The sequence below is a fragment of the Bacillus sp. bc15 genome, from assembly GCF_900142585.1.
In the GTDB taxonomy this organism is placed as follows: Bacteria; Bacillota; Bacilli; order Bacillales; family Bacillaceae_G; genus Bacillus_A; species Bacillus_A cereus.
Window position 1 is genome coordinate 24,553 of record NZ_FRBJ01000017.1, and the last position, 24,337, is coordinate 48,889.

Below are 24,337 nucleotides of genomic sequence, written 5' to 3' on the forward strand. Positions count from 1 at the left end.
AAAGTGGTGAATTTACCTGTTCATGTAAAAATCACCAACTGTTAGACATAGTATTTTACACATTAGTTCTTCTATGCACGTCGAATTGTATTTTTTTATCTTATTTTAGGCATTTATTACTTCTTTTTTCACATCTGGTAAGCCTTTTAATAAATTTTCAGCAATTGTTAACCACTTCGATGTCTCTAAGCCATTTGTTTTCATAACAATTTTCAATTGTGATCCTTCCATTCCTAGACCGATCATACGCCCAAAACTATTTCCGAGCATGAATAATTTTCCACCATCAATATTTTGACTTGCTTGTTCAGAAAACAGGAATGTTACTTCAAATTTATTCTGCTTAATTAACTCAATTTGTTCTTTCATTGCCAACACTTTAATATTTGCAATTTGTAATAAATAACCAACTTCTTGTGGGTAATCACCGAATCTATCGATCATTTCTTCCTGCAATTCTTCAATATCCTCAATTGCAGAAACACCTCTAAATTGTTTATACATCATAATTTTTTGCTTACTATCTGAAATATAAGCATCTGGTAAGTATGCATCTACCTCTAAGTCAATTTCAACATTAACTGTATTTTCAGCTCCATCTGTTCCTCTTCGCTGTTCAATTGCATCTTTTAACATTTGAGAATATAGATCAAATCCGACAGAATCAATAAACCCATGCTGTTCTGCTCCTAACAAATTACCTGCTCCACGAATAGATAAATCTCTCATCGCAATTTTGAAACCAGATCCAAGTTCTGTGAACTCTTTAATTGCTTGCAGACGCTTCTCTGCAACTTCTGACAGCACTTTGTCACGTTTATAGGCAAAGTATGCATATGCAACACGATTAGAACGTCCAACACGCCCACGAAGCTGGTACAACTGTGATAACCCCATACGATCTGCATCAAATACAATTAACGTATTTACGTTCGGAATATCTACACCCGTCTCAATAATTGTTGTACTTACAAGAACATCATGCTGTCCTTCTAAAAATGATAGCATAACAGACTCTAATTCACTTTCGTTCATTTTCCCATGTGCGTACGTTACGCGAGCATCTGGAACTAACATCGAAATTTCATCTGCTTTTCTTTCAATATCCTCTACACGGTTATATAGGAAGTAAATTTGACCGCCTCTTGCAAGCTCTCGCTCTATCGCCTCTCGCATTAATGCTGGATTATACTCTACTACATACGTTTGGACTGGGAAACGATTTTCTGGCGGTGTCTCAATAACAGATAAGTCGCGCACACCAAGCATAGACATATGAAGCGTCCGCGGAATCGGAGTTGCCGTTAATGTTAATACGTCAACATTCGCCTTCAATTGTTTAATTTTTTCTTTATGCGTTACACCAAATCTTTGTTCTTCATCAATAATAAGAAGCCCTAAATCTTTATAAGTGACATCTTTAGATAAAATACGATGTGTTCCGATTACAATATCTATTGTGCCATCCTTTAAGCCCTTAATCGTTTCATTTTGTTGTTTTCTCGTACGGAATCTACTTAATAATCCTATATTGATTGGATAATCTTGAAAACGCTCTCGAATTGTTTCATAGTGTTGCTGCGCAAGAATCGTTGTCGGTACTAAAATTGCAACTTGTTTTTCATCCATAATTGCTTTAAATGCCGCACGAATAGCCACTTCCGTCTTTCCATACCCTACATCACCACAAAGGAGCCTATCCATTGGGCGTCCGCGTTCCATATCTTTTTTAATCTCGTCAATAGAACGTAACTGATCCTCTGTCTCTTGATATGGGAAAGATGATTCGAACTCTTGTTGTTCTGCCGTATCTGGCGTATATGCATAGCCTTTTGAAGCTTCGCGCTCAGCATATAGTTTAATTAGGTCATCCGCAATGTCTTGTACAGATTTTTCAACTTTCGTTTTAACCTTTTTCCAATCATTTCCACCTAATTTGTAAACTTTCGGATCCTTACCTTCAGACCCTACATATTTTTGGACTTGATCAATTTGTTCAATTGGAACGTATAACTTATCATTACCTTGATATTTAATATTTAAATAATCTTTATGAACACCATTAATCTCTAATGTCTCAATACCTAAAAATTTACCTATACCATGATTTACGTGAACTACATAATCTCCAACTTTTAATTCCGAATAACTTTTAATACGTTCAGCATTCGATAACTTTTGTTTACGTTGTGATTTTTTAACTTTCTTATGAAAAAGCTCCTTTTCAGTAATGACAACAAGCTTTTGCATCGGCATTTCAAACCCTGCATGTAAATCACCTACAGCAATTTGTAGCCTTCCAGGCAATAAGATATCTGTGCCTTCTACAATATCTGCCTCAATATCATAATCACTTAAAATATGTTGTAATTTCTTCACACGTTCATCATCTGTTCCAAGTACAACAGTCGTAAAATGCCCTTCATTCCATCTATCAATTTCTGTTTTTAACAAATTCATCTGTCCATGGAAATCTTGCATTGTTTTACATGTTACATTTACAATATTTTGCGGATGTGTGTGTGCGATATGACGCAAGAATAACGTTAAATATACAAAACTTCTTTTTTTATGATGAAGAAACCCCTCAAATGCGTGAGAGAAAGATAAATCTTGAATAATTGTTCCTTCACCAAGAAGTGATATATACCATTCCGCCTCTTCTGTTTCAAGATGTGATGCTGTTTCTTGAATACGGGAAATCTCATCTAAAATTACAACACCATCTTCTGGTAAATAATCTATCAGACTAGCAGGTTCTTTATAGAAAATAGATAAGTATTTAAACATCTGTTCTATACTTTGCCCGTTTTTCAACATCTCAATTTCATGACTTACCGTCTCAAGCACTGTAGTCTTTAGTTTATCATCAGAAAGTTTTTGCATCGTCTTAGTCAAACCTTCTTCAAGATGCTGAATTCCTGATTTTAATTCTTCCTGTGAAAATAAAAACTCTGTTGCCGGACCAAACCTAACGCTTTCTTTTTTACCTTGAGAACGCTGTTCATCCACATCAAATAATCGAATAGAATCGACTTCTGTATCAAAAAATTCAATACGAAATGGTAGTTCTTCAGTTAAAGGATAAATATCTAATATTCCCCCGCGCAAACTGAACTCCCCTGGAGCTTCTACCATCGACTTACGTTCATAGCCAATATGATGTAAAGTATGCAAGAGCGCATCTAAATCAATCTCTTGCCCTAGATTGATTTCAACTTGCTTTTGCTTCCACAATTCTTTTATTGGTAAAAATCTACGCAATCCTGCCACTGGCGCTACAATGATTCCATTCTCTCCCGCAGCCAAGCGATTTAACACTTCTATACGTTGCGCCTTCAATTCTGGACTTGCAACCCCAATTTCCGATGCTATCAGTTCATTCACTGGATATAGCCACACATCTTTTTCACCAAGTAACGCCACTAAATCTTCATGTACTTTTTGTGCTTGGTATAAGTTATGTGTAACGATTAATTGTGATTTTTTTGTTTTTTTATATAAAGCCGCCATTAATAATGAACGAGAAGACGTTGCCATCCCTGATATAAGTTGTTCTTTTAACCCATCTTCTAATCCATTAATAACCGATTGTATCTCTTCATTTTTATAAAATTGCTCTAATAAACCTATCATTTTTAAAACTCCTCTCAACATAAAGAGCAAGTCATTCTATTTTATGCAAATATTTTGGAAAAGGAAAACAGAAAAATGCTTTGGACATGCCAAAGCGACAACATTTTATTGCAGAAATTTTTCATACTCATAATACTCAGGATAAGATGCGAGCGTTTCTTGACACGATTCACAAATTGTTTTTATATATATATTTCCATTCTCATGAAAATGAATCATCTCTACTACTTCTTGCTCTGTTAGTTGAAATAAAACGTCGCTATATACTTTTTCTGCGTTAATGGAGCCTACATTACCTCCGCAGTGTCTGCAATAATAATACCCTTCCATACTAGCCTCCTAAAAATTCAATTACTACTAGTATGGGTAAAACAAAAGAGAAATATTCCCAATCTCACTTTTAACTATTGAAAGTATTCATGATTTGGAGAAAAGGCTTATTTAGCCACTCTTCACATGCATCCGCTGCTTTTTCAATAGAATGGTTAACATCCGGAATCTCTTCAGATGTAAAGCGTCCTAATACATAATCGACTACCTTCATTCCATTTTTCGGGCGATTGATTCCCATACGGATACGTTGAAATTCTTGTGTTCCTAGGTGCGAAATCGTTGACTTTACACCATTATGTCCACCAGCACTACCTTTCATGCGAAGACGCAATTTACCTACAGGAATGTCTAAATCGTCGTACATAACAACGAAGTCCTCAACATCAATTTTATAATAATCCATGAGTGGACGAATACTTTCCCCAGATAAATTCATATATGTTAGCGGCTTTAATAAGATTACCTTTTCTCCATTAACAAACCCTGCACCAAATACACCTTTAAATTTTTGTTCATTCAAAGAAATGTTCCAACGCTTCGCAAGTTCATCAATGGCCATAAATCCAATATTATGCCTTGTTAATTCATATTCTCTACCTGGGTTCCCAAGTCCTACTATCAATTTCATTCTTGTACCACTACTTTCTTTTTTCGATACGAAAAGACGTAACCAAAATTGGTTACGTCTCATTCTATCCAATTAATTGAATAATACACTCACAGATTCTTCTTCGTATACACGAATGATTGCTTCTCCAATTAATGGAGCAACTGAAAGTTCATGTACTTTGTCGATTTTCTTCTCTTCTGGTAATACGATAGAGTTCGTTACAACTAACTCTTTAATATTTGAATTTTGAATACGCTCAATTGCTGGGCCAGATAATACTGGGTGTGTACAGCAAGCATATACTTCAGAAGCACCGTTCTCAACAAGAGCGTTTGCTGCTAATGTAATTGTACCAGCTGTATCAATAATGTCATCAATTAAAATCGCTGTTTTGCCTTCAATATTACCGATAATGTTCATTACCTCTGATACGTTCGGGCGAGGACGACGCTTATCAATAATAGCGATTGGCGCTTTTAGACGATCTGCCATTTTTCTTGCACGAGTTACACCACCATGATCAGGAGACACGATTACGATATCTTTAAGACCTTTTGTTTCAAAGTAATCAGAAAGAATCGGTACACCCATTAAGTGGTCGATTGGGATATCAAAGAACCCTTGAATTTGTGGAGCATGTAAATCTAGAGTGATTACACGAGTTGCACCTGCTGTTTCAAGCAAGTTTGCTACAAGTTTCGATGTAATTGGTTCACGAGAACGCGCTTTACGGTCTTGACGCGCATAACCATAATAAGGAATAACAATATTAATTGTTTTCGCAGATGCACGTTTTAATGCATCAATCATAATAAGTAATTCCATGATATGTTCGTTTACTGGGAAGCTTGTAGATTGAATAATGAATACATCGCAACCACGGATACTTTCTTCAATGTTAATTTGAACTTCTCCATCACTAAAACGATCAACAGAACATTTTCCTAGTCCTACTCCAATATGCTTTGCAATCTGCTCAGCAAGTTCCTTATTAGAGTTTAAAGAGAATACTTTCAAATTAGAATTTAGATATTGAGTCGACATCTAGATTAACCCTCCACATTATGATTTTTTCTTATTCAGCAATTGATCAACATAGTCTTCTTTGTTAACTTGACGTGCACGTGCTACCGATAATGCTTTTGATGGAACATTCTCTGTAATTGTAGAGCCTGCTGCCACATAAGCACCATCTTCAACTGTTACTGGAGCAACAAGGTTTGAATTACATCCAATAAATACCCCATTACCAATCACAGTTTTGAATTTATTCTTACCGTCATAGTTCACCGTAATTGAACCACAACCAAGATTCACGTCTTCTCCAACTTGTGCATCCCCGATATAACTCAAGTGTGAAGCTTTACTTCTATTACCAAAGACAGTTTTTTTGATTTCCACGAAGTTTCCAACGCGTACTTCGTCTCCAATAACTGAATCTGGGCGAATGTGTGCAAATGGACCAACCGATACTTCTGTACCAAGTTTACTATCATGTACAGTAGATTGACGAATTGTCGTACGATCTCCAATTTCACTATCACGAATTACTGTATGTGGTCCAATTTCACAATCAGAACCAATTACAGTGTTCCCCTCAATAATTGTTCCTGGATGAAGAACTGTATCACTACCGATAATTGCATCAGCAGAAATATAAGTGTTACTTGGATCAATAATTGTAACACCATTTACCATGTTCTTTCGGTTGATACGGTTTTTCATAATAATTTCCGCTTGCGATAGAGCGACTCTGTCGTTAACACCTAACGTTTCATCGAACTGCTCTGTTTGATAAGCTGATACGATATGACCTTCATTTTTTAAAATCTCAATAACATCTGGAAGGTAATATTCACCTTGTACGTTATCATTTGAAACTTTAGAAAGTGAAGCAAATAAAGCCTTATTATCAAAACAATACGTACCTGTATTGATTTCTTTAATAGCTAATTCTTTCTCATTTGCATCTTTATGCTCAACAATCTTTTCAACATGACCATTCTCATTACGAACAATACGGCCATATCCAGCAGGTTCTTCTATGTACGCTGTTAGCACCGTCGCCATTGCTCCCGCTTCTTTATGTTGCTGAAGTAATGCTTCCATCGTTTCAGCAGTTATTAGCGGCGTATCCCCACAAATAACTAAAGTTGTTCCTTCTTCATTTGCAAGTACACTTGCAGCTTGATCTACAGCATGTGCTGTACCAAGTTGTTCTGCTTGTAATGCAAACTCACTTACGTTTCCTAGCTGTTCTTGTACCATTTCAGCACCATGCCCAACAACCGTTACAAGTTTCTGCAATCCTAATTGAGATACTTGATCGACTACGTGTTGTACCATAGGTTTTCCACATACAGGATGCAGCACTTTGTATAGCTTAGACTTCATACGTGTGCCTTTACCTGCAGCTAGAATCACTGCAAATCTGTTTGACATATAGACCCTCCATCGCAACCTATTTATCCATTAAAGATATTATCCTAAATCATCATATATTTCAAGAAACACATTTTAACTATTAAATTTTACCATAATTCTTATAAGATGTTTTACTCTTTAGTATCTTTTTTAAGAAATAAGCTATACTATTTAAAATGATTTTGAAAAAATTAGTAGTTTCTTCTTTTTATGTTAATGAATTATGAAATTTTCAAATATAAAGCAAAAAAAAAACAAACTCCTGTAAATGCTTACAGGAGTTTGCTACAAAATTATAAGGCTTTTCGTCAAAGCCCTTTTCATTCGAATTTTACGAAGCACCTGCTTCTTCAAACTCAACCTCTTCTAACTCGCCTAAACGATGATACTCTGTTAAAACCGCATCTTGAATTTTAGAGCGTGTACCAGAATTAATCGGATGTGCAATGTCACGGAACTCTCCATCTGGAGTACGTTTACTTGGCATTGCTACAAATAATCCATTATTACCATCAATTACACGAATATCATGAACAACAAATTCATGGTCCAAAGTAATAGAGGCAATTGCTCTCATGCGGCCTTCTGTGTTTACGCGGCGTAATCTTACGTCAGTCACTTCCATCTTGTGTTCACCACCCTTTTCTAAATAAGCGATATATTTGTATAAATTCCACAAATTTTCTATTTTCCCTTTAATTTTTTAAAAATTTTTAAGATAAAAATTTTTAATGTAGTTGAATATAGAGATTAGTGGAGGTTATCGCTTACAAAAGGTTACTTAACTAGGGCGATTACTTCAATTTCAACGGAAACATCTTTCGGTAATTTTGCTACTTGCACACAAGATCGAGCTGGTTTATGAGTAGAGAAATAAGAGCTATATACTTCATTCACAGCATTAAAATCATCCATGTCCTTTAAAAATACTGTTGTTTTTACGACTGTATCAAATGAAGCACCCGCTTCCTCTAATACCGCTTGTAAATTTTGAAATACTTGTTCTGTTTGTACTGTTACATCTCCTGTTACAAGCTCCCCATTTTCCGTTAATGGAATTTGTCCTGAGCTATAAAACATATTATTTACAATAATCCCTTGTGAGTAAGGTCCAATCGCTTGTGGTGCCTTGCTTGTTTGAACAACTTTCATACTTTTCACCCTTTTATTATTTATTTTACTCTTTAAAAATAGTGTACGAAAGGCAGTTTGTCCATCTATTTTATAATCTATAAATAAAATAAAATAAAATAAAATAAAATAAAAAAAGATAGAGCTATCTGCTCTACCTTTTATTCAGCCTCTACAAGCCCTTCATCAAATGGTGCAAGAGAATAATTCCCTTTTTCCACTTGAATTGTTTTTTCTTTCACATCAACTTCCGATAGACGAATTAATGATACAAAATTATTAATTAGTCGTTCTTCAATATCTGTGGATTCTACTAATACACCAATACCAACAACATTAGCCTTGAACTCTTCTAACATACTCATCATACCTTGAATCGTTCCACCAGCTTTCATGAAGTCATCAATAATTAAAACATTCGATCCTTCTGGAAGGCTGCGTTTTGCTAACGTCATTGTTTGAATTCGTTTAGAAGAACCCGACACATAGTTAATACTAACAGTCGGACCTTCTGTTACCTTATTATCTTTCCTTGCAATTACAACTGGTACATCTAAGTAATTTGCCACTGCATAAGCAAGTGGAATCCCTTTCGTTGCCACTGTCATAACCGCATCAATTGATTGCCTAGCAAAAACAGAAGCAAACAAACGACCTGCGCCATTAATATGGCGAGGATTACTCAATAAATCTGTCATGTATAAGTAACCGCCAGGCAAAATACGATCTGGGTTTTCAAATAAGCCACAAAGCTCATCAATAATTAGATCTGCCTCTTCTTCACTTATATACGGTATATATTTCACTCCTCCTGCTGCTCCTGGTATCGTTTGCAATGTGCCGACCCCTTGTTGCTCAAACGTTTGCTTAATAATAACTAAATCCTCACTAATGGAAGACTTAGCCGATTGATACCTTTCAGCAAAAAAAGTGAGAGATACTAGCTGACGAGGGTTTTGTAGCAAGTAATAAGTCATATCGACTAATCTTGTACTTCTTCTAATTTTCATACTCTCACCTCAAATCACGAATATTCTAAACAAATCATAACGTATTATACGTCTTTATTCAAGCGTTTCTCGCTCCCCTAATAAACGTACCGCATAGACCTGTTCACAAAATCCTTTTAATCCGTTATAAATGCGATGCATTCGAGAATCATGGTGTACAAGTCCAAATACAGTTGGACCACTTCCACTCATCAATACAGCATCCGCTCCGAATCGCTTCATCTGTGATTTAATACGTGCAACTTCAGGATGCATTCCAAATGTTACATCTTCTAAAACGTTACCAACAGTATCACAAATCCCTTTATAATCTCCAGAATTTATGACATCAACCATTTTATCTACATTTGGATGTGTAACTCGATTTAACTTTAAATTTCCATACACATCAGCAGTAGATACACCTATATGTGGTTTCGCTAAAATAACCCAACAAGAAGGCGGAGTCTTTATATGCTCAATTTTCTCTCCTCTTCCAGTGGCAATTGCTGTGCCGCCGTATACACAGAAAGATACATCTGATCCAATTTCTGCGCCAAGCTCTGCTAACTCATCAATTGTAAGCCCTAAATTCCATAATTTATTAAGACCACGTAATGTCGCTGCTGCATCACTACTTCCACCTGCTAATCCAGCTGCTACTGGAATCGTTTTTTCAATAGTAATAGATACACCTTTTTTTACATTAAACTTCTCTTTTAATAATTTCGCTGCCTGATAAGCTAAATTTCGTTGGTCGTCTGGGACATACCGATTATGGGATAAAATTTCAATACGGTCTTCTGCTAATTCCGTTAGTTCTAGACGATCTGCTAAATCAATGGTTGTCATAATCATTTTCACTTCATGATATCCGTCTTGTCTTTTTCCCAGTACATCTAACGACAGATTAATCTTTGCTGGTGCTTTCACTAGTAGCTTCAATCTATTCACCCACTCTATGTACTCAATCTTTTATCGTTTATTTTACCATAAATTTATAGTAAGACGATGACACTTCCCTAATTATAACGAAAAGCATTCAGAATGAAACTACTTATGTAAAATGATGGCACCTTTTAGAGTACAAAAAGCCGAGGAATGTCTCCTCGGCTACCGTAGCATAGAAAGTATCTTACAACTACTGGTTTCGTTTCATTAATTGCTGTTCTGCAATTTCTATAGCACGTTTCACCATGTTACCAGCATCTTTCGCACGAATTCCGCCCCATCCTTCTTTCTGAACAACATCATAAAAGCCAAGCTCTTTTGCTAGCTCTTCTTTAAATTGGTTTGACATGACACCTCTTCGTCTACTCAATGCAGAGTCCCTCCTTATTTTGCTACGGTATAGTTAGTATGCAAAATAATATAGCTTTTCATTTGTGGAAATATATGTAATGATATGCGGATTATAAAATGACCTCATCATGAGGGTCTCCATAAAATGTTAACTCTACTGTCTCTGTTAAAACATCTGCATAACTATAAGATACACGTTGCAACGCATCTTCTTGTTGATCCAATTGTACAACAAAAACAGAACGGTATGTTTCTGCTAGTACACCTGATTGCTCCACAGTTTTTCTTCTTCCACTATTTGCTTTTAACATAAGTCGCTGTCCAAGATGGTGATCTAATTCGCTTTTAATTTCATCTAAACGTTTTGACATATACTTCGCTACACCTCGCTGTAATTTAGATTGAACACTTAAAACACGATATATCTATCCTAATTATTAACCTCGATTCACAGCTAATATCATCTTGCGTTTGAATAGATAGAAGAAATACTATATTGTAAAAGTATCATTACGTAGTCTGTACGTTCTTGTCTCTTTTTATCCAAATTCATTTAAATCCTTCCATACAAAAAAGCAAGATACATATGTACCCTGCTTACTCTTCGTAATGTTGAAAAGGTAATCCCGTTCGTAAAATCCCTCTCGTTTCAATTCCACCTAGTCCCTTTTCACCAGTAATTGTATTACGTACGACATCCCATACATTGACTCTCTCCATAAATGAAGTAAAACTAATTTTACCAACTACATATACAGGATCTAGTGCATGAATATTAATTCTAGATGGTGAACTAGCGAAATTGGCCCCTGCACGAATTAGTGCCTCAAAGTGCGATTGACATGCCCCAGCAAAAATAACAAGTTGATCCAATGATGGATATTTTTTTCGCACTTCTCGAACAGCCTGTACAAAATGCCTTGAATGCCTATATGCCGCTAAATCTCCCTTCACTCCTTTCGATTTTGTATATGCATCATGCCCCGTAATAACGAGAATGTCTGGGCGAAAGTGATCTATTAAGTCTACTACTTTTTCATGCATCTCCGTTTCTTTACAATGAATACCTTGTACAGGAACGCCAATTTTGTTATATAAGTCTAAGCACTTGCGCAAATATAAAGGGTCTCCATCTATATGCAATACACGTCCCGGCATTTGAAAATAATTCACCTCACTTGTGTATCCACCAGTTGAAGTATGTTCATGCCTTTGTTTCATTAACACATAATCTTGTTGAAACAAACGATACGTGCGCTCCATTGTTTCTTTCTCACGCTTCACCCTTTTTTTATGTTCTCGTTGATCTATACTAATTAAATCTTCAAGTGGCGCATCCGCCACCAGTCTAATTTCCTCTCCAAACAATATAGCTATCTCGCCTTTTATTTCTATAATACGAAAAAGAATATCCCTCTTATGAGAATATCGTTCCACTAATTCTCCAACATGTAAAACCATTCTCCTACCTCCAAACTCATTAGGCCATCTTACCTGTTTTTAAAATATGAATTTAGAGGGAGAAAGGTGACAAAAGGGACAGTTCAAGTTGAACTGTCCCTTTCATATTCTTATGATAATTTATGAAGAACCAATGCATTACTTAATGTTGCAAACTCTTCAATAGATAGCGTTTCGCCTCTTCGCTTTGGATCAATTCCTACTTCTGTTAAAATTCGATCCAATAATTCCTTATCTTTCGGGAAACCATTTAAATTATTTGATAAATTATTCATCAAAGTTTTACGGCGCTGTGCGAAACTTGCTCGTACTACTTCAAAGAAGAATGTTTCATCTGTCACCTCTACAACCGGTTTCGGACGCTTTAGAAGGCGAATAATTGCAGAATCAACATTTGGCTGTGGTACAAACACTGTACGCGGTACAGTCATAACTGTTTCAACTTCTGTATAATACTGAATAGCAATCGATAAAGAACCATACTCTTTCGTTCCAGGTTTAGCAGCTAAACGATCTCCAACTTCTTTTTGCATCATAACAACAAATCCACGAACTGGTAACTTTTCTTCAAGCAATTTAAATAAAATTGGCGTTGTAATATAGTATGGCAAGTTAGCTACTACCATTACATCTTGCCCTTCTTCAAATTGCTCATTAAATACTTCATGTACATCCGCTTTTAGTACGTCTTTATTAATAACTGTAACGTTACCATATGGTGCTAACGTCTCATCTAAAATTGGTAATAGTCTTTGATCAATTTCAAAAGCCACTACTTTTTTAGCACGCTTCGCTAATTGCTCTGTTAATGCACCGATACCTGGTCCAATTTCAATTGCACCACTTTCTGAACCAATTTCTGCATGATCGACAATACGATTTAATACATTTGTATCAATTAAAAAGTTTTGTCCTAAACTTTTTTTGAATGAAAATCCATACTTTTCAACAATGTCTTTTGTACGATTTGGCGTTGCGATATCCTTCATTTTTTTTCCTCCTGTATTACTTGCTTATAAGCTTCTCCAAATGATTCCTTTGAAACTTGAAACATCTGTAATCGTTTATGTAACTGTTTTGCATTTGTATAACCAATCTTTAATAGCTTACCCATTCTTTCTCTGCGGCTCTTTGCCATTTCTCCGCCCACTAAGCCTGCATCGACTAAATCACTCCAACTAATTTCACTTGTATAAGCTTCCATTTCTTCATGTATATTCTCTAGAGCACGGCGAATCGACTCATTAGAAGCATGTTCGATCCCAACTCCCTTTTTCCTTTTAGCAAGCGCTTCTTCCTTCGGTAAAAAGGCATGCTTACAGCCGGGAACCTTGTCAGAAATAATTTTTCGAATACGCTCTCCAGGATAATCTGGATCTGTGAAAATAATAACGCCCCTTTTTTGCTGCGCTAATTTAACTTGCTCAATAACTTGATCACCGATTGCTGAACCGTTCGTTTCAATTGTATCCGCATCAACAGCACGCTTAATCGCAACTGTATCATCTTTACCTTCTACAACGATAATCTCTTTTATTTTCATGCTTGCCTCCACACTCGTTTCGTCTCTACTTAGTAAAACAAAAAAATGACGACTTTTCCATTATTATTTTCCTCATTCTTATATTTTAAAAAATAGAATAGAAAAATCTTTGTTCTCTGTCCTTATTGTAACACTTCATCATTCACATTTATTTTCTTCATCACTTCTACTAGTGTTTTTTCAAAATAAAAAAGAACAGGTTTCCCCATTCTTTTTTATTCAACACCAAATAAAGCTTTTGCATTTTTGGTTGTCATTTCTGCTACTTCCTCATAAGAAACACCTTTTAAATTCGCAATTTCTTCTGCTACGAGTTTTACATAACTCGGTTCATTTCGTTTCCCTCGAAATGGATGCGGCGTTAGATATGGACAATCCGTCTCTATTAACAATTTCTCTAATGGAATCTCCGTAGCAACCTCTTTCGGCTTTTTAGCGTTTTTAAATGTAACTGGTCCGCCTAACGAAATTAGAAAGTTCATATCAACACATCGCTCTGCTACTTCTACGCTGCCGCTAAAACAATGCATAATGCCTCCTACTTCAGCTGCATTCTCTTCTTCTAGAATATCAACAATATCTTGAGTTGCATCGCGATTATGTATAATAATCGGCAATTTCACTTTTTTCGCTAATGCAATTTGTTTACGAAATACTTCTTTCTGTATTTCTTTTGGAGACTTATCCCAATGATAATCTAAACCCATTTCTCCAAGTGCAACGACTTTAGGATGAGAAGCAAGTTCTTCTAACCAAGCTAAATGTTCTTCTGTCATGTCAATTGCATCAACTGGATGCCATCCAACCGCAGCGTAAATAAAATCATAAGCTTCAGCTAATTCCATCGCCTTTTTTATCGTTACTTCATCAAAACCAACAACAACTGTATAAGTAACTCCCGCTTCTTTCATTCGGGCAATAACTTCTTGCAAATCTTCTTCAAATTGCTCTGCATTCAAATGCGAATGTGTATCAAACAACATAATACATAACTCCTTTTATATTGAAATCAAGTTTATTCTACAAAAATAAGTTCTTTAATAACTTAACGATAACAATACTACAATCTTAATGCAAAAATAGAGAATGTAAAAAGAAAAAAGACGCTTCACACATGTTACACGTGAAACATCTCTTTTCTTGTCTTAATTACTTGATTTTTGTACCATTTGGTAGATTTTGGTCAATTGATGCTAATGACAATACGCCATTCTCTTCACCCGCTAAAATCATACCTTGCGATAATTCACCGCGTAATTTTACAGGTTTTAAGTTTGTTACACAAATAACCTTTTTACCTTTTAGGTCTTCTGGCGAATAGAATTTTGCAATTCCAGAAACAACTTGACGCTTTTCTGTGCCTAAGTCTAGTTGAATTTTTAACAACTTGTCTGCTTTTTTCACAGGTTCAGCAGATAGTACTTCAGCTACGCGTAATTCTACTTTAAAGAAATCATCAATTGTAATTTCTTCTGCCTTCGGCTCTTCTTCTTTTTTCTCTTCTACTTTAGGGGCAGAGCTTTTCATTTGTTCTTTAATGTACTCTACTTCCACTTCTATTTCTAAACGAGGGAAAATTGGGTTTCCTTTTTCTACTTTTGTTCCAGCTGGAATACAGCCAATTGTAGATAAACTTTCCCAAGATTTATGAGCCTCATCAGTAAGGCCAAGCTGAGCAAACATCTTGCTTGGTGCTACTGTTAAGAATGGCATAAGCATAATACCTGTTTGACGAAGTACTTCTGCTAAATGAGCCATTACAGAAGCTAACTTTTCACGATCATTCTCATCTTTTGCTAATACCCATGGTTGTGTTTCATCAATATATTTATTCGTACGACTAACCAATTGCCAAATAGATCCTAACGCTACAGAGAACTCCATATTCTCCATTGCTTCTTCTACTTTTTTCAAAGTATCTTGTGCAAACGCTACTAACGTTTCATCAAATTCTGTTACATTTGCTTTAAATGCAGGGATTTCTCCGTTAAAGTACTTATCAATCATAGCTACTGTACGATTTAATAAATTACCTAAGTCATTTGCTAAGTCGAAATTAATACGCTCCACAAATCCTTCTGGTGTAAATACGCCATCAGATCCAAATGGAACTTCACGAAGTAAGTAATAACGTAATGCATCCAATCCATAACGATCGATTAATGTAACTGGATCTACTACGTTTCCTTTTGACTTACTCATCTTTCCATCCTTCATTAAAATCCAGCCATGAGCAAAGACTTTCTTTGGAAGAGGTAAATCTAATGCCATTAAAATTATCGGCCAATAAATTGTATGGAAACGAACGATTTCTTTCCCAACTAAATGCACATCTGCAGGCCAGAATTTTTTATATTTCTCTTCATTTGCTGTTCCATAACCTAACGCCGTAATATAGTTAGATAATGCGTCAACCCATACGTAAATAACGTGTTTTGGGTTACCAGGAACACGAACTCCCCAGTCAAATGAAGTACGAGAAACTGCTAAATCTTCTAATCCTGGTTTAATAAAATTATTAATCATTTCATTTTTACGAGACTCCGGCTGAATGAAATGTGGATTATCTTCATAGAACTTTAATAGTCTGTCGACATATTTACCCATTCTAAAGAAATAAGATTCTTCACGAACAAGTTCTACATCATGACCACTATCTGGGCTTTTTCCTCCAACTACTTTGTCACCTTCCATAATTGGATCTACTAATTGGTGCTCTGTATAGAACGTCTCATCTTGTACAGAATACCAACCTTCATATTCATCAAGATAAATGTCACCTTGATCTACTAATTGCTTAAAGATTTTTTCGACAACATCTTTATGACGATCTTCAGTTGTACGAATAAAATCATCATAAGAAATATCCATCTTCTCCCAAAGCTCTTTAATTCCTGCAACAATATTATCAACATATGCCTGTGGCGTAATATTTAACTCTTCTGCTTTCTTTTGGATCTTCTGTCCATGCTCATCAGTTCCTGTTAAATAATGCACATTATATCCTTGCATACGCTTATATCGTGCCATTGCATCTCCTGCTACTGTCGTATAAGCATGTCCAATGTGTAATTTTCCACTTGGATAATAAATTGGGGTAGTAATATAAAAGGACTTATTTTCCTCTGTCATTGTTTTGGACCTCCCGAATAACCTCATATGTATTTATAAACAGTATATCAAAAACTCATATATAAAGTGAAACTTTAATCAGTGGGGTTTTTCTTCATCCCCACTGATTATTAGCCCACATCAATCGGGCTTTTACGAGCAGCCCGAATCTCAATTATCTTCTTTAAGCCAACCTAATTTTGAATTCTGGGTCTTAATGCTCGATATCTTTATCATCTATTGCTCATATTTCAAAAAAATATACAATCTCCACTTGAAATTTGTTATTTTTTTCTGAAAATATTGTAAATAATTGTGGAATTTCCTCTCAATCTATTATATATAAGAAATAAGAAATCTATAAATCTTTTTAAAAAATATAGAATTTAAGAATTGACGGAAATGTAAATGATTGGTATCATATGTCCATAGGGTATTTTGTCGAAAAATGACGAATCTAAAAATAGACTCGAAACTTATAAACTATTTATTTAGGAGGAAAAAAATTATGAAATCTACTGGTATTGTTCGTAAAGTTGATGAATTAGGTCGTGTAGTAATTCCAATCGAATTACGCCGTACTTTAGGTATTGCAGAAAAGGACGCTCTTGAAATCTATGTTGATGACGAAAAAATCATCTTAAAGAAATATAAACCAAACATGACTTGCCAAGTAACTGGTGAAGTATCTGACGGTAACCTTTCTTTAGCTGAAGGTAAAATCATCTTAAGCAAAGAAGGCGCTGAGCAAATCTTAAACGAACTTCAAGATTATATCGAAACAGCAAAATAAGCTTCTCAATTATGAGAAGCTTATTTTTTATCGACATGATAGATTTGATATACATCTCTTTTCGACAAATCTCGATCTTTAGCGACTGTTTTAATCGCTTCTTTTGAATTCATACCTTTTTCATTTATATAGTGTTCAATATGATCATATACTGAAAGAGATTCCCACCATTGTTCTTCTGGAGCAGGTTCTTCTGTTGAACCAGCTACTAAAATACAAAACTCACCACGTACTTCATTTTGCTTCGTCCACTCAATTGCTTCTTGAATTGTCCCTCGAATAAATTCCTCAAATTTTTTCGTTAACTCTCGACACAATACAATCTCTCTATTTCCCAACACTTCCTGCATCGAAATTAAAGTATCATCTAAACGATGAGGCGCTTCATAAAACATCATTGTAGTTTGTACATAACGAAGCTTTTCTAACTCCATCTTCCGTTCCTTTTTGTTTCTCTGCAAGAAACCATAGAAATAAAACTGCTTTGTTTCAAGACCGGATGCAATTAATGCTGTAAGGGCTGCATTTGCTCCAGGAAGCGGAATTACATGATATTGCTCAGCTACTGCCTCAACAACAATATCGTAACCCGGATCAGAAATACACGGCATACCAGCGTCACTAACAAGTGCTACATTCTTTCCATCCTCTAACTTCTCTAATATTCTCTTTCCACTTACTTCTTTATTATGCTCATGATAACTCGTGACAGGTGTTTCAATTTCAAAATAATTACAAAGTTTTTTCGTTTGTCTCGTATCTTCAGCAGCAATTAAATCCACTTCTTTTAAAATTCGGATTGCACGAAATGTCATATCTTCTAAATTTCCAATAGGAGTTGGTACTAAATATAAAACTCCCTTTTCATTTTGTTGAAAGCTTTTTTGTTGCCACATAGCGTTCTCCTTTTTGCATATATGCCTCTTTTTGTTTTCTCGTTAATTGCTTAAAGTAATACTCCGCTTGCATAGCTGTACGTTTATCATCATGGGTCTCTACATATTTTAAAACGACAGGAAGCCTGACGCGTGTATACTTAGCTCCTTTGCCGCTATTATGAGTCTGTATTCGTTTTTCTATATGGTTTGTATATCCAGCATAATAACTTCCATCAGAGCACTCTACCACATAAAAAAAATGCTTATTCTTCTCCATATAAAATTGAACGTATCTCCTTTGTATATTCGTTATTTTTCTCATATACAACGAGAGGTGGTAAAATTTTTAAATCTGCATTTCCATCCTTAATTCCTTCAATTAACAATGTATTTGCTTCTTTTCCAACCTTAGGATAAACAAATCGCACACGCTTTGGTTCAATTTTATATTTACGCATTAATGTGACAATGTCGAGTAATCGCCCTGGACGATGTACAAACGCCACTTTCCCACCTTGTTTTACTAACTGACTACTTGCAGATACAACATCTTCTAATGTACACATAATTTCATGACGAGCTATCGCTAAATGTTCATTCATATTTTTCTCTGAAGTTTGAGGTGTTTGAAAATATGGTGGATTACATGTAACAACATCATATTGATGACGTCCGAGTTTCTCTGGCATATCTTTCAAATCTCCATGTATGAGGTGAATTCTTTCTTCCAGCCCATTATATTGAACACTTCTTACTCCCATATCATATAAGCGTTCTTGAATTTCCACACCAGTAATCTTTCCTTTTGTTCTTGTACTTAATAGAAGGGGGACAACTGCGTTACCTGTACACAAATCAAGTAAATTCCCCTTTTGAATTGGTACCCATGCAAAATCTGCCAGTAAAACAGCATCTAAAGAAAAATTAAATACTGATGGGCTTTGTATAATCTTCATGTCTTGCGCTAATAAGTAATCTAAACGTTCATCTTCATATAAATTCATATACTGCTCCTTTTCTTACCCTTAACCTACCCTATTTCATGTATAAAAAATTACCTTTCCAATTATAATTGGAAAGGTAATTTCACTTTTTATTTAAGAATGACAGACAGAACAAACAATCTCCCTCTTTACGTACACTTCCATAATGTAGATTGCAAATATGAAAACCTTCTTGATACAGTCTCGCTAAATTGTCATAGCCTTCACCAATATCTGTCTTCGGCTTCACTTCTTTACGCTTTTGAGTTTTTTGTTTTTCTTTATTCTGCACTTCTTCAAAACGGTGTCGCAAATTGTTATTTTCCATTTTTATATGCTGGTTTTCTTCCAACAACTCTGCAAGATGCTGTTTTAACTCTCCCAACTGTTTGTATAAATGTCCAATTTGCTCTTCCATACTAGAAACCGATTCAAAAATATCTTTTTTCTCCACAAGCACCCACCTCATTAATCTGTGGTTTGACTCGAAACGACCCCTTTATTCACTAACTCATCTAACGTATATTCTACTATCCGTTCCTTGTCTACTAGTTCCACTTGAATTAATCTTTCTAAAATATTTAATCCGATCACACGGCCAGTACCATGCGGGGTTTGTATACGTTGATCTAAATCAGGAAGTTGTTCCTTTGCTGCCTCATATTCATCATTCTCATATTTTAAGCAACACATTAAGCGACCACATAAACCAGAGATTTTTGCAGGATTTAATGATAAATTTTGATCCTTTGCCATTTTAATGGATACAGGTTCAAAATCTCCTAAAAAAGTAGAACAACAAAGCATACGACCACATGGACCAATACCACCTAGCATCTTCGCTTCATCACGAACACCAATTTGTCTTAGTTCAATTCTTGTTCTAAAAATTGCCGCTAAGTCCTTCACTAGTTCGCGGAAATCAATCCGACCATCCGCAGTAAAATAGAAAATAATCTTATTACGATCGAATGTATACTCTACATCTACAAGTTTCATATCAAGATTATGCTCTACTACCTTTTGCTGACAGACTTGATATGCTTCTTTTGCAGCATGTTTGTTCTCTTCAACAATGGTACGATCATTTTCATTTGCAATACGAATAACCTTTTTTAGCGGTAATACAACGTCGTTTTCATCAACTTGCTTTTTGGTAATAACTACTTTTCCGTATTCAATACCTCTTACCGTTTCTACAATAACAAACTCATTTTCAGAGATATCGAACTGATTTGGATCAAAGTAATATACCTTTCCGGCCTTCTTAAAGCGAACACCTACTACATCATACAAAACGGTCATCCCTCCTGCAACCGCAACACTAACTGTTCGAACACAAGCTGCGCATTTACATTAGCGTTGATTCTATTTTTTGCCTCTAATATATTAAAGAGAGCTGATACAATGCGCTTCTGAGCATAGGAAAACGATTCAAACATCTCTTTCTGCTCATGAAAAACAAGACGATCTTCTTCTCCAAGTTGAACATATAGTAAATCCTTATAAATAAGGAGTAACATATCTAACCCTTGCTGTAATTGTTCTTTCTCTCCAAAGTGTTTTCCCCATTTTTCTTGTACAAAAAAAATAGAGGTTTTATCTTTTTCGAGCGCTTCACATAATTTTATCACTAAAGCTCGTGCTTGTGCAAACCATTCATCACTACATAAAGCTAAAGCTTCATCAAAACTATTTGTGAGTTGAGCAGCAAGTGTCGATAAAGATGCTGTAATACCTTCTTCCTGTAATCTTCTAATTAAAGATTCTGTAGGTAACGGTCTAAACGTAACAACTTGGCAACGAGATAAAATCGTATTTAAAATTTGATGACTTTGTTCAGTAAGTAAAATAGCGGTTGTATCACTACTTGGTTCTTCTAAAAATTTCAAAAGTGTATTTGCCGCATTTGCCGTCATACGATCTGCGTGCTCAATAATATATAACTTTTTATTTGCCTCTAATCCTGTTTTTGAAAACTCTTCTTGTAAATCATGAATTTGCTGCTTCTTAATAGATAATCCGTCTGGTTTTACAATATGTAAGTTAGGGTGGTTACCTGAATCAATTCGCTTACAATTTGTGCATACATGACAGGGCTCTACTCCATTCCGCTGAGAACAGAGGAAACTCTTTGCCATTTGAATTGCTGTCGCAAACTTTCCCGTACCTTTCCCTCCCTCTAACAAGTAAGCGTGGGATATACGCTCTTTTGCAATGCTATTCATCAACATTTTTACACCGATGGGTTGTATAGCAGAAAGCTGCTCCCACGTCTTCATCATAATGCATACCTCACTTATTTCATTCTTTCCTTCTATTATAACAATTTATCTTCTATAATCTGAACAACTTCTTCTATAAGTTTTTCCATCGGCTGATCAGCATTTACCAATACAATACGCTCCGAGAAACGTTCTACAACTTGTAAATACCCTTCGCGCACACGTTTATGGAAAGAGATATCTTCCATATCTAGTCGATTTACTTCACGTCCTGCATCTTTTTCAATCCGAGCCAAGCCAACCTCAGGCTCAATGTCTAGATAAATTGTTAAACTAGGCATACAGTCCTCTGTTGCAAAACGATTTATTTCAAATACCTTATCCATACCCAATCCTCTTGCATAGCCTTGATATGCTAAAGAACTATCTATAAAACGATCACATAACACGAGATAGTTCTCATTAAGTGCTGGCATAACTTTTTCTACTAAATGTTGTCTGCGCGCAGCAGCATAAAGAAGCGCTTCTGTACGTGCTTCCATCATCGTATATTCTTGTTTATGTAAAATCGTCCTAATGTCCTCAGAAATTGCAATACCACCTGGTTCCCTTGTCGCCATTACCTTTTGTGCTTTTTGTTCAAAATATGGCAATAAGCTTTTAATTAACGTTGTTTTACCTGAACCTTCTGGGCCTTCAATTGTTACAAATAATCCCTTCATCCTAAAACCTACTTTCTATATCATACACTTTCATATATTTCGTATTACCTTGAAAACGAGCTCCCGCTCTCTCTAAGTACATAATTTGCTCTTTATGCTCTGAAGTAATTCTCTCTCCATACATAACCAATGGAATCCCAGGTGGATACGGAATCACCATTTCCGCCGCTATCATTCCAACAGCCTCTTCTATAGATACTATCCTTGTTCCATATCTTTCTAGTTGTTTATACGTATACGGCAACGGAGAGAATTCACCTTTATAAGTATAACGAATAGATTCCCTCTTGTCTTTCACGTCATAATGTTGCAATGCTACTCGGATCATCTCTATAACCTTCATATACCCCTCATTTGCTTGCAGGGGTAAAATAAATAGGACATTGTACGGATCAGCCATCTCTGTATATATACCGACCTTTTCAAATACGGACTGTAATTCGTACCCTGATAACTGACAACGAGTTTGTACGGTAACCTTTAACTCGTCTTGCAACGGATATTCTAAAATGGCGATTTGGGGAATAGAACGTAACCGTTCCTTAAATCTCCGTAAAAACTCAACAATTTCACCATGACCTTCTTCTTTTATACGCGCCATTGTAAAGCGTGCTATATCCAAGGAAGCCATAATTGGATACGATGGACTACTAGATTGTAGCATACTTAAATAAGTAGTAACCTTCTCTTCGTCTACTAAGTGACTATTTATATGTAAATAGGAACCCATTGTCATTGCGGGTAATGTCTTATGTGCAGAATGCACTACAATATCTGCACCATATGTTAACGCTGATTTCGGGAATGGTTCTCCTAAACAAAGATGTGCCCCATGTGCCTCATCTATCAAAACAGGGATTTCATGTGCATGTGCAAAAGCGATGCTTGCCTCTAAATCCATCCCCATACCATAATAATTAGGATGCGTTAGAATGAGTGCTTTCGCATTTGGATATTTTCCAATTGCTTTCTTAATAATTTCATTACGAACTCCCACTGGTACATTATAAGTTTCATCAATCCATGGATCTAAAAAAATGGGATTTGCTCCCGCTAGTTTTAAACCATTAATAATTGATTTATGACAATTTCTTTGTACAAGAACAATATCATGTTCCCCACAACAAGACAAAATCATCGCTAAGTTCCCGACTGTTGAACCATTAATTAAAAAATAACTTTTCTTTGTATCATACACTTCAGCCAATAATTGTTGTGCCTCATCTATACATTCAAACGGACTATGCAAATCATCTAGTCCTGCTAACTCAGTTACATCAATAGATAGAATATCTTTAAACTCTCTTATTGCCTTCTGAGGGAAGTTTAAACCATTCTTATGACCTGGGACATGAAAGGATAACGGCCCTCTTTCTTTAAACTCGATTAACGCCTCATATAAAGGCATATGATTTTGATTCATCTACATCTCTTCCTTATTATTCATTCTCCATCTATTATACAGAACAAAAAAAATAATAGGCATATGCCTATTTAAAAATATGATACTTCTAATTTTCGAAGTTGCTTTAAATAATGTATATATTTCGGATCATCTGTCTCTGTATTCACCATATCCTTTTCACATTCATAACATATTAAATTATTATAAACATATATACCTTCTTTTCTTTTTGTCTCACAAACAATACAAACTTCACTTTGTAATTTCATAACCTTCCCTCCCTATTTAAGTGAACCTATTTTATACTTCTAATCCTTAACAATTTCCAGAAAAATATACACTCATCTCTTATATAATATGATTAACTCTTGGGCAACGTGTTTGTATTACCATTACTTCTTTCCCATTCTTTTTAACAATACAAAAAAACACAAGTCAAAAGACTTGTGTTTTTAGTTGCTTGGCGACGTCCTACTCTCACAGGGACAAGGTCCCAACTACCATCGGCGCTAGAGAGCTTAACTTCCGTGTTCGGTATGGGAACGGGTGTGACCTCTCTGCCATCATCACCAAACTATTGAAGGCATATTCCTTCAAAACTAGATAACATTTGCTACATATTATATGGTTAAGTCCTCGATCTATTAGTATTCGTCAGCTCCACATGTCACCATGCTTCCACCTCGAACCTATCAACCTGATCATCTTTCAGGGATCTTACTAGCTTACGCTATGGGAAATCTCATCTTGAGGGGGGCTTCATGCTTAGATGCTTTCAGCACTTATCCCTT

At 35.6% G+C, this 24,337-nt stretch carries 26 protein-coding genes and 2 rRNA genes; 1 reads left to right on the plus strand and 27 read right to left on the minus strand.

Going from position 1 to position 24,337, the window contains the following annotated elements; genetic code table 11:
• Positions 1-105: 105 nt before the first annotated feature.
• From mfd to metG, 16 genes are all read right to left on the minus strand, one after another.
• Positions 106-3,636 carry a transcription-repair coupling factor gene (gene mfd / locus BUA87_RS27860; RefSeq protein ID WP_000579684.1) on the minus strand — a complete coding sequence of 1,177 codons (3,531 nt, stop codon included), beginning with the start codon at positions 3,634-3,636 and terminating at the stop codon, positions 106-108.
• Positions 3,637-3,741: 105 nt separating this feature from the next.
• Positions 3,742-3,966 carry an anti-sigma-F factor Fin family protein gene (locus BUA87_RS27865; RefSeq protein ID WP_000399438.1) on the minus strand — a complete coding sequence of 75 codons (225 nt, stop codon included), beginning with the start codon at positions 3,964-3,966 and terminating at the stop codon, positions 3,742-3,744.
• A gap of 70 nt (positions 3,967-4,036) precedes the next feature.
• Positions 4,037-4,597, minus strand: coding sequence for an aminoacyl-tRNA hydrolase (gene pth, locus BUA87_RS27870; protein WP_083530696.1), 561 nt, complete (start codon positions 4,595-4,597; stop codon positions 4,037-4,039).
• Between the two features lie 72 nt (positions 4,598-4,669).
• Complete coding sequence (locus BUA87_RS27875; protein ID WP_000107420.1) at positions 4,670-5,623, minus strand: ribose-phosphate diphosphokinase; 954 nt, start codon at positions 5,621-5,623, stop codon at positions 4,670-4,672.
• A gap of 18 nt (positions 5,624-5,641) precedes the next feature.
• Entirely contained in the window at positions 5,642-7,021 is a 1,380-nt protein-coding gene (gene glmU / locus BUA87_RS27880) for a bifunctional UDP-N-acetylglucosamine diphosphorylase/glucosamine-1-phosphate N-acetyltransferase GlmU (RefSeq protein ID WP_000071039.1), read from the minus strand.
• A 313-nt stretch (positions 7,022-7,334) separates the two neighbouring features.
• A complete protein-coding gene (gene spoVG / locus BUA87_RS27885; protein WP_000454041.1) occupies positions 7,335-7,628 on the minus strand; it encodes a septation regulator SpoVG in 294 nt (97 codons plus the stop codon).
• Positions 7,629-7,780: 152 nt separating this feature from the next.
• Positions 7,781-8,155: a RidA family protein gene (locus BUA87_RS27890; RefSeq protein ID WP_000869823.1), complete on the minus strand. Its 375-nt coding sequence runs from the start codon at positions 8,153-8,155 to the stop codon at positions 7,781-7,783.
• 140 nt (positions 8,156-8,295) lie between these two features.
• A complete protein-coding gene (gene purR, locus BUA87_RS27895) occupies positions 8,296-9,144 on the minus strand; it encodes a pur operon repressor (protein ID WP_000702467.1) in 849 nt (282 codons plus the stop codon).
• A 54-nt stretch (positions 9,145-9,198) separates the two neighbouring features.
• A complete protein-coding gene (gene ispE / locus BUA87_RS27900; RefSeq protein WP_000772104.1) occupies positions 9,199-10,068 on the minus strand; it encodes a 4-(cytidine 5'-diphospho)-2-C-methyl-D-erythritol kinase in 870 nt (289 codons plus the stop codon).
• A 196-nt stretch (positions 10,069-10,264) separates the two neighbouring features.
• Complete coding sequence (locus BUA87_RS27905; RefSeq protein WP_000070633.1) at positions 10,265-10,423, minus strand: small, acid-soluble spore protein, alpha/beta type; 159 nt, start codon at positions 10,421-10,423, stop codon at positions 10,265-10,267.
• Positions 10,424-10,535: 112 nt separating this feature from the next.
• On the minus strand, positions 10,536-10,796 hold the full coding sequence (locus BUA87_RS27910; protein ID WP_000044346.1) for a biofilm formation stimulator Veg: 261 nt from the start codon (positions 10,794-10,796) through the stop codon (positions 10,536-10,538).
• Between the two features lie 226 nt (positions 10,797-11,022).
• On the minus strand, positions 11,023-11,886 hold the full coding sequence (gene yabG, locus BUA87_RS27915) for a sporulation peptidase YabG (RefSeq protein ID WP_000242868.1): 864 nt from the start codon (positions 11,884-11,886) through the stop codon (positions 11,023-11,025).
• Positions 11,887-11,996: 110 nt separating this feature from the next.
• Positions 11,997-12,875 carry a 16S rRNA (adenine(1518)-N(6)/adenine(1519)-N(6))-dimethyltransferase RsmA gene (rsmA, locus tag BUA87_RS27920; RefSeq protein ID WP_000651548.1) on the minus strand — a complete coding sequence of 293 codons (879 nt, stop codon included), beginning with the start codon at positions 12,873-12,875 and terminating at the stop codon, positions 11,997-11,999.
• Entirely contained in the window at positions 12,872-13,429 is a 558-nt protein-coding gene (gene rnmV, locus BUA87_RS27925; RefSeq protein WP_072941453.1) for a ribonuclease M5, read from the minus strand. The genes rsmA and rnmV overlap by 4 nt, the downstream gene beginning before the upstream one ends.
• A gap of 215 nt (positions 13,430-13,644) precedes the next feature.
• Complete coding sequence (locus tag BUA87_RS27930; protein ID WP_000895840.1) at positions 13,645-14,412, minus strand: TatD family hydrolase; 768 nt, start codon at positions 14,410-14,412, stop codon at positions 13,645-13,647.
• Positions 14,413-14,578: 166 nt separating this feature from the next.
• Positions 14,579-16,588 (minus strand): methionine--tRNA ligase, encoded by a 2,010-nt coding sequence (gene metG, locus BUA87_RS27935; RefSeq protein ID WP_071713453.1) that lies wholly within the window; start codon positions 16,586-16,588, stop codon positions 14,579-14,581.
• Positions 16,589-17,048: 460 nt separating this feature from the next.
• Between metG and BUA87_RS27940 the strand changes: the two genes are divergently transcribed.
• Positions 17,049-17,333, plus strand: a complete 285-nt coding sequence (locus BUA87_RS27940; protein ID WP_000843036.1) for an AbrB/MazE/SpoVT family DNA-binding domain-containing protein — start codon at positions 17,049-17,051, stop codon at positions 17,331-17,333.
• Positions 17,334-17,353: 20 nt separating this feature from the next.
• Here BUA87_RS27940 and rsmI read toward each other — a convergent pair whose 3' ends face one another.
• The 11 genes from rsmI to BUA87_RS27995 form a co-directional block, all read right to left on the minus strand.
• The gene (gene rsmI / locus BUA87_RS27945) at positions 17,354-18,229 is read right to left on the minus strand and encodes a 16S rRNA (cytidine(1402)-2'-O)-methyltransferase (RefSeq protein ID WP_000267824.1); all 876 of its coding nucleotides are present in this window, start codon (positions 18,227-18,229) and stop codon (positions 17,354-17,356) included.
• Positions 18,198-18,488, minus strand: a complete 291-nt coding sequence (locus BUA87_RS27950; RefSeq protein ID WP_000414350.1) for a GIY-YIG nuclease family protein — start codon at positions 18,486-18,488, stop codon at positions 18,198-18,200. Before BUA87_RS27950 ends, rsmI begins: the two co-directional genes overlap by 32 nt.
• Positions 18,475-19,215: a tRNA1(Val) (adenine(37)-N6)-methyltransferase gene (locus tag BUA87_RS27955; protein WP_071713452.1), complete on the minus strand. Its 741-nt coding sequence runs from the start codon at positions 19,213-19,215 to the stop codon at positions 18,475-18,477. The genes BUA87_RS27950 and BUA87_RS27955 overlap by 14 nt, the downstream gene beginning before the upstream one ends.
• Before the next feature lie 82 nt (positions 19,216-19,297).
• Positions 19,298-19,648, minus strand: coding sequence for a DNA replication initiation control protein YabA (gene yabA, locus BUA87_RS27960; RefSeq protein WP_000412063.1), 351 nt, complete (start codon positions 19,646-19,648; stop codon positions 19,298-19,300).
• Between the two features lie 14 nt (positions 19,649-19,662).
• A complete protein-coding gene (locus BUA87_RS27965) occupies positions 19,663-20,490 on the minus strand; it encodes a PSP1 domain-containing protein (RefSeq protein WP_000272429.1) in 828 nt (275 codons plus the stop codon).
• A gap of 5 nt (positions 20,491-20,495) precedes the next feature.
• A complete protein-coding gene (holB, locus tag BUA87_RS27970) occupies positions 20,496-21,479 on the minus strand; it encodes a DNA polymerase III subunit delta' (protein WP_000978578.1) in 984 nt (327 codons plus the stop codon).
• 35 nt (positions 21,480-21,514) lie between these two features.
• Complete coding sequence (gene tmk, locus BUA87_RS27975; protein WP_000677220.1) at positions 21,515-22,141, minus strand: dTMP kinase; 627 nt, start codon at positions 22,139-22,141, stop codon at positions 21,515-21,517.
• 1 nt (position 22,142) lies between these two features.
• On the minus strand, positions 22,143-23,564 hold the full coding sequence (locus tag BUA87_RS27980; RefSeq protein ID WP_001073004.1) for an aminotransferase class I/II-fold pyridoxal phosphate-dependent enzyme: 1,422 nt from the start codon (positions 23,562-23,564) through the stop codon (positions 22,143-22,145).
• Positions 23,565-23,635: 71 nt separating this feature from the next.
• Positions 23,636-23,815: a sigma factor G inhibitor Gin gene (locus BUA87_RS27985; protein WP_000776279.1), complete on the minus strand. Its 180-nt coding sequence runs from the start codon at positions 23,813-23,815 to the stop codon at positions 23,636-23,638.
• A gap of 189 nt (positions 23,816-24,004) precedes the next feature.
• Positions 24,005-24,120: ribosomal RNA gene (gene rrf, locus BUA87_RS27990) — 5S ribosomal RNA — on the minus strand.
• 50 nt (positions 24,121-24,170) lie between these two features.
• Positions 24,171-24,337, minus strand: a 23S ribosomal RNA gene (locus tag BUA87_RS27995); the annotation flags it as partial.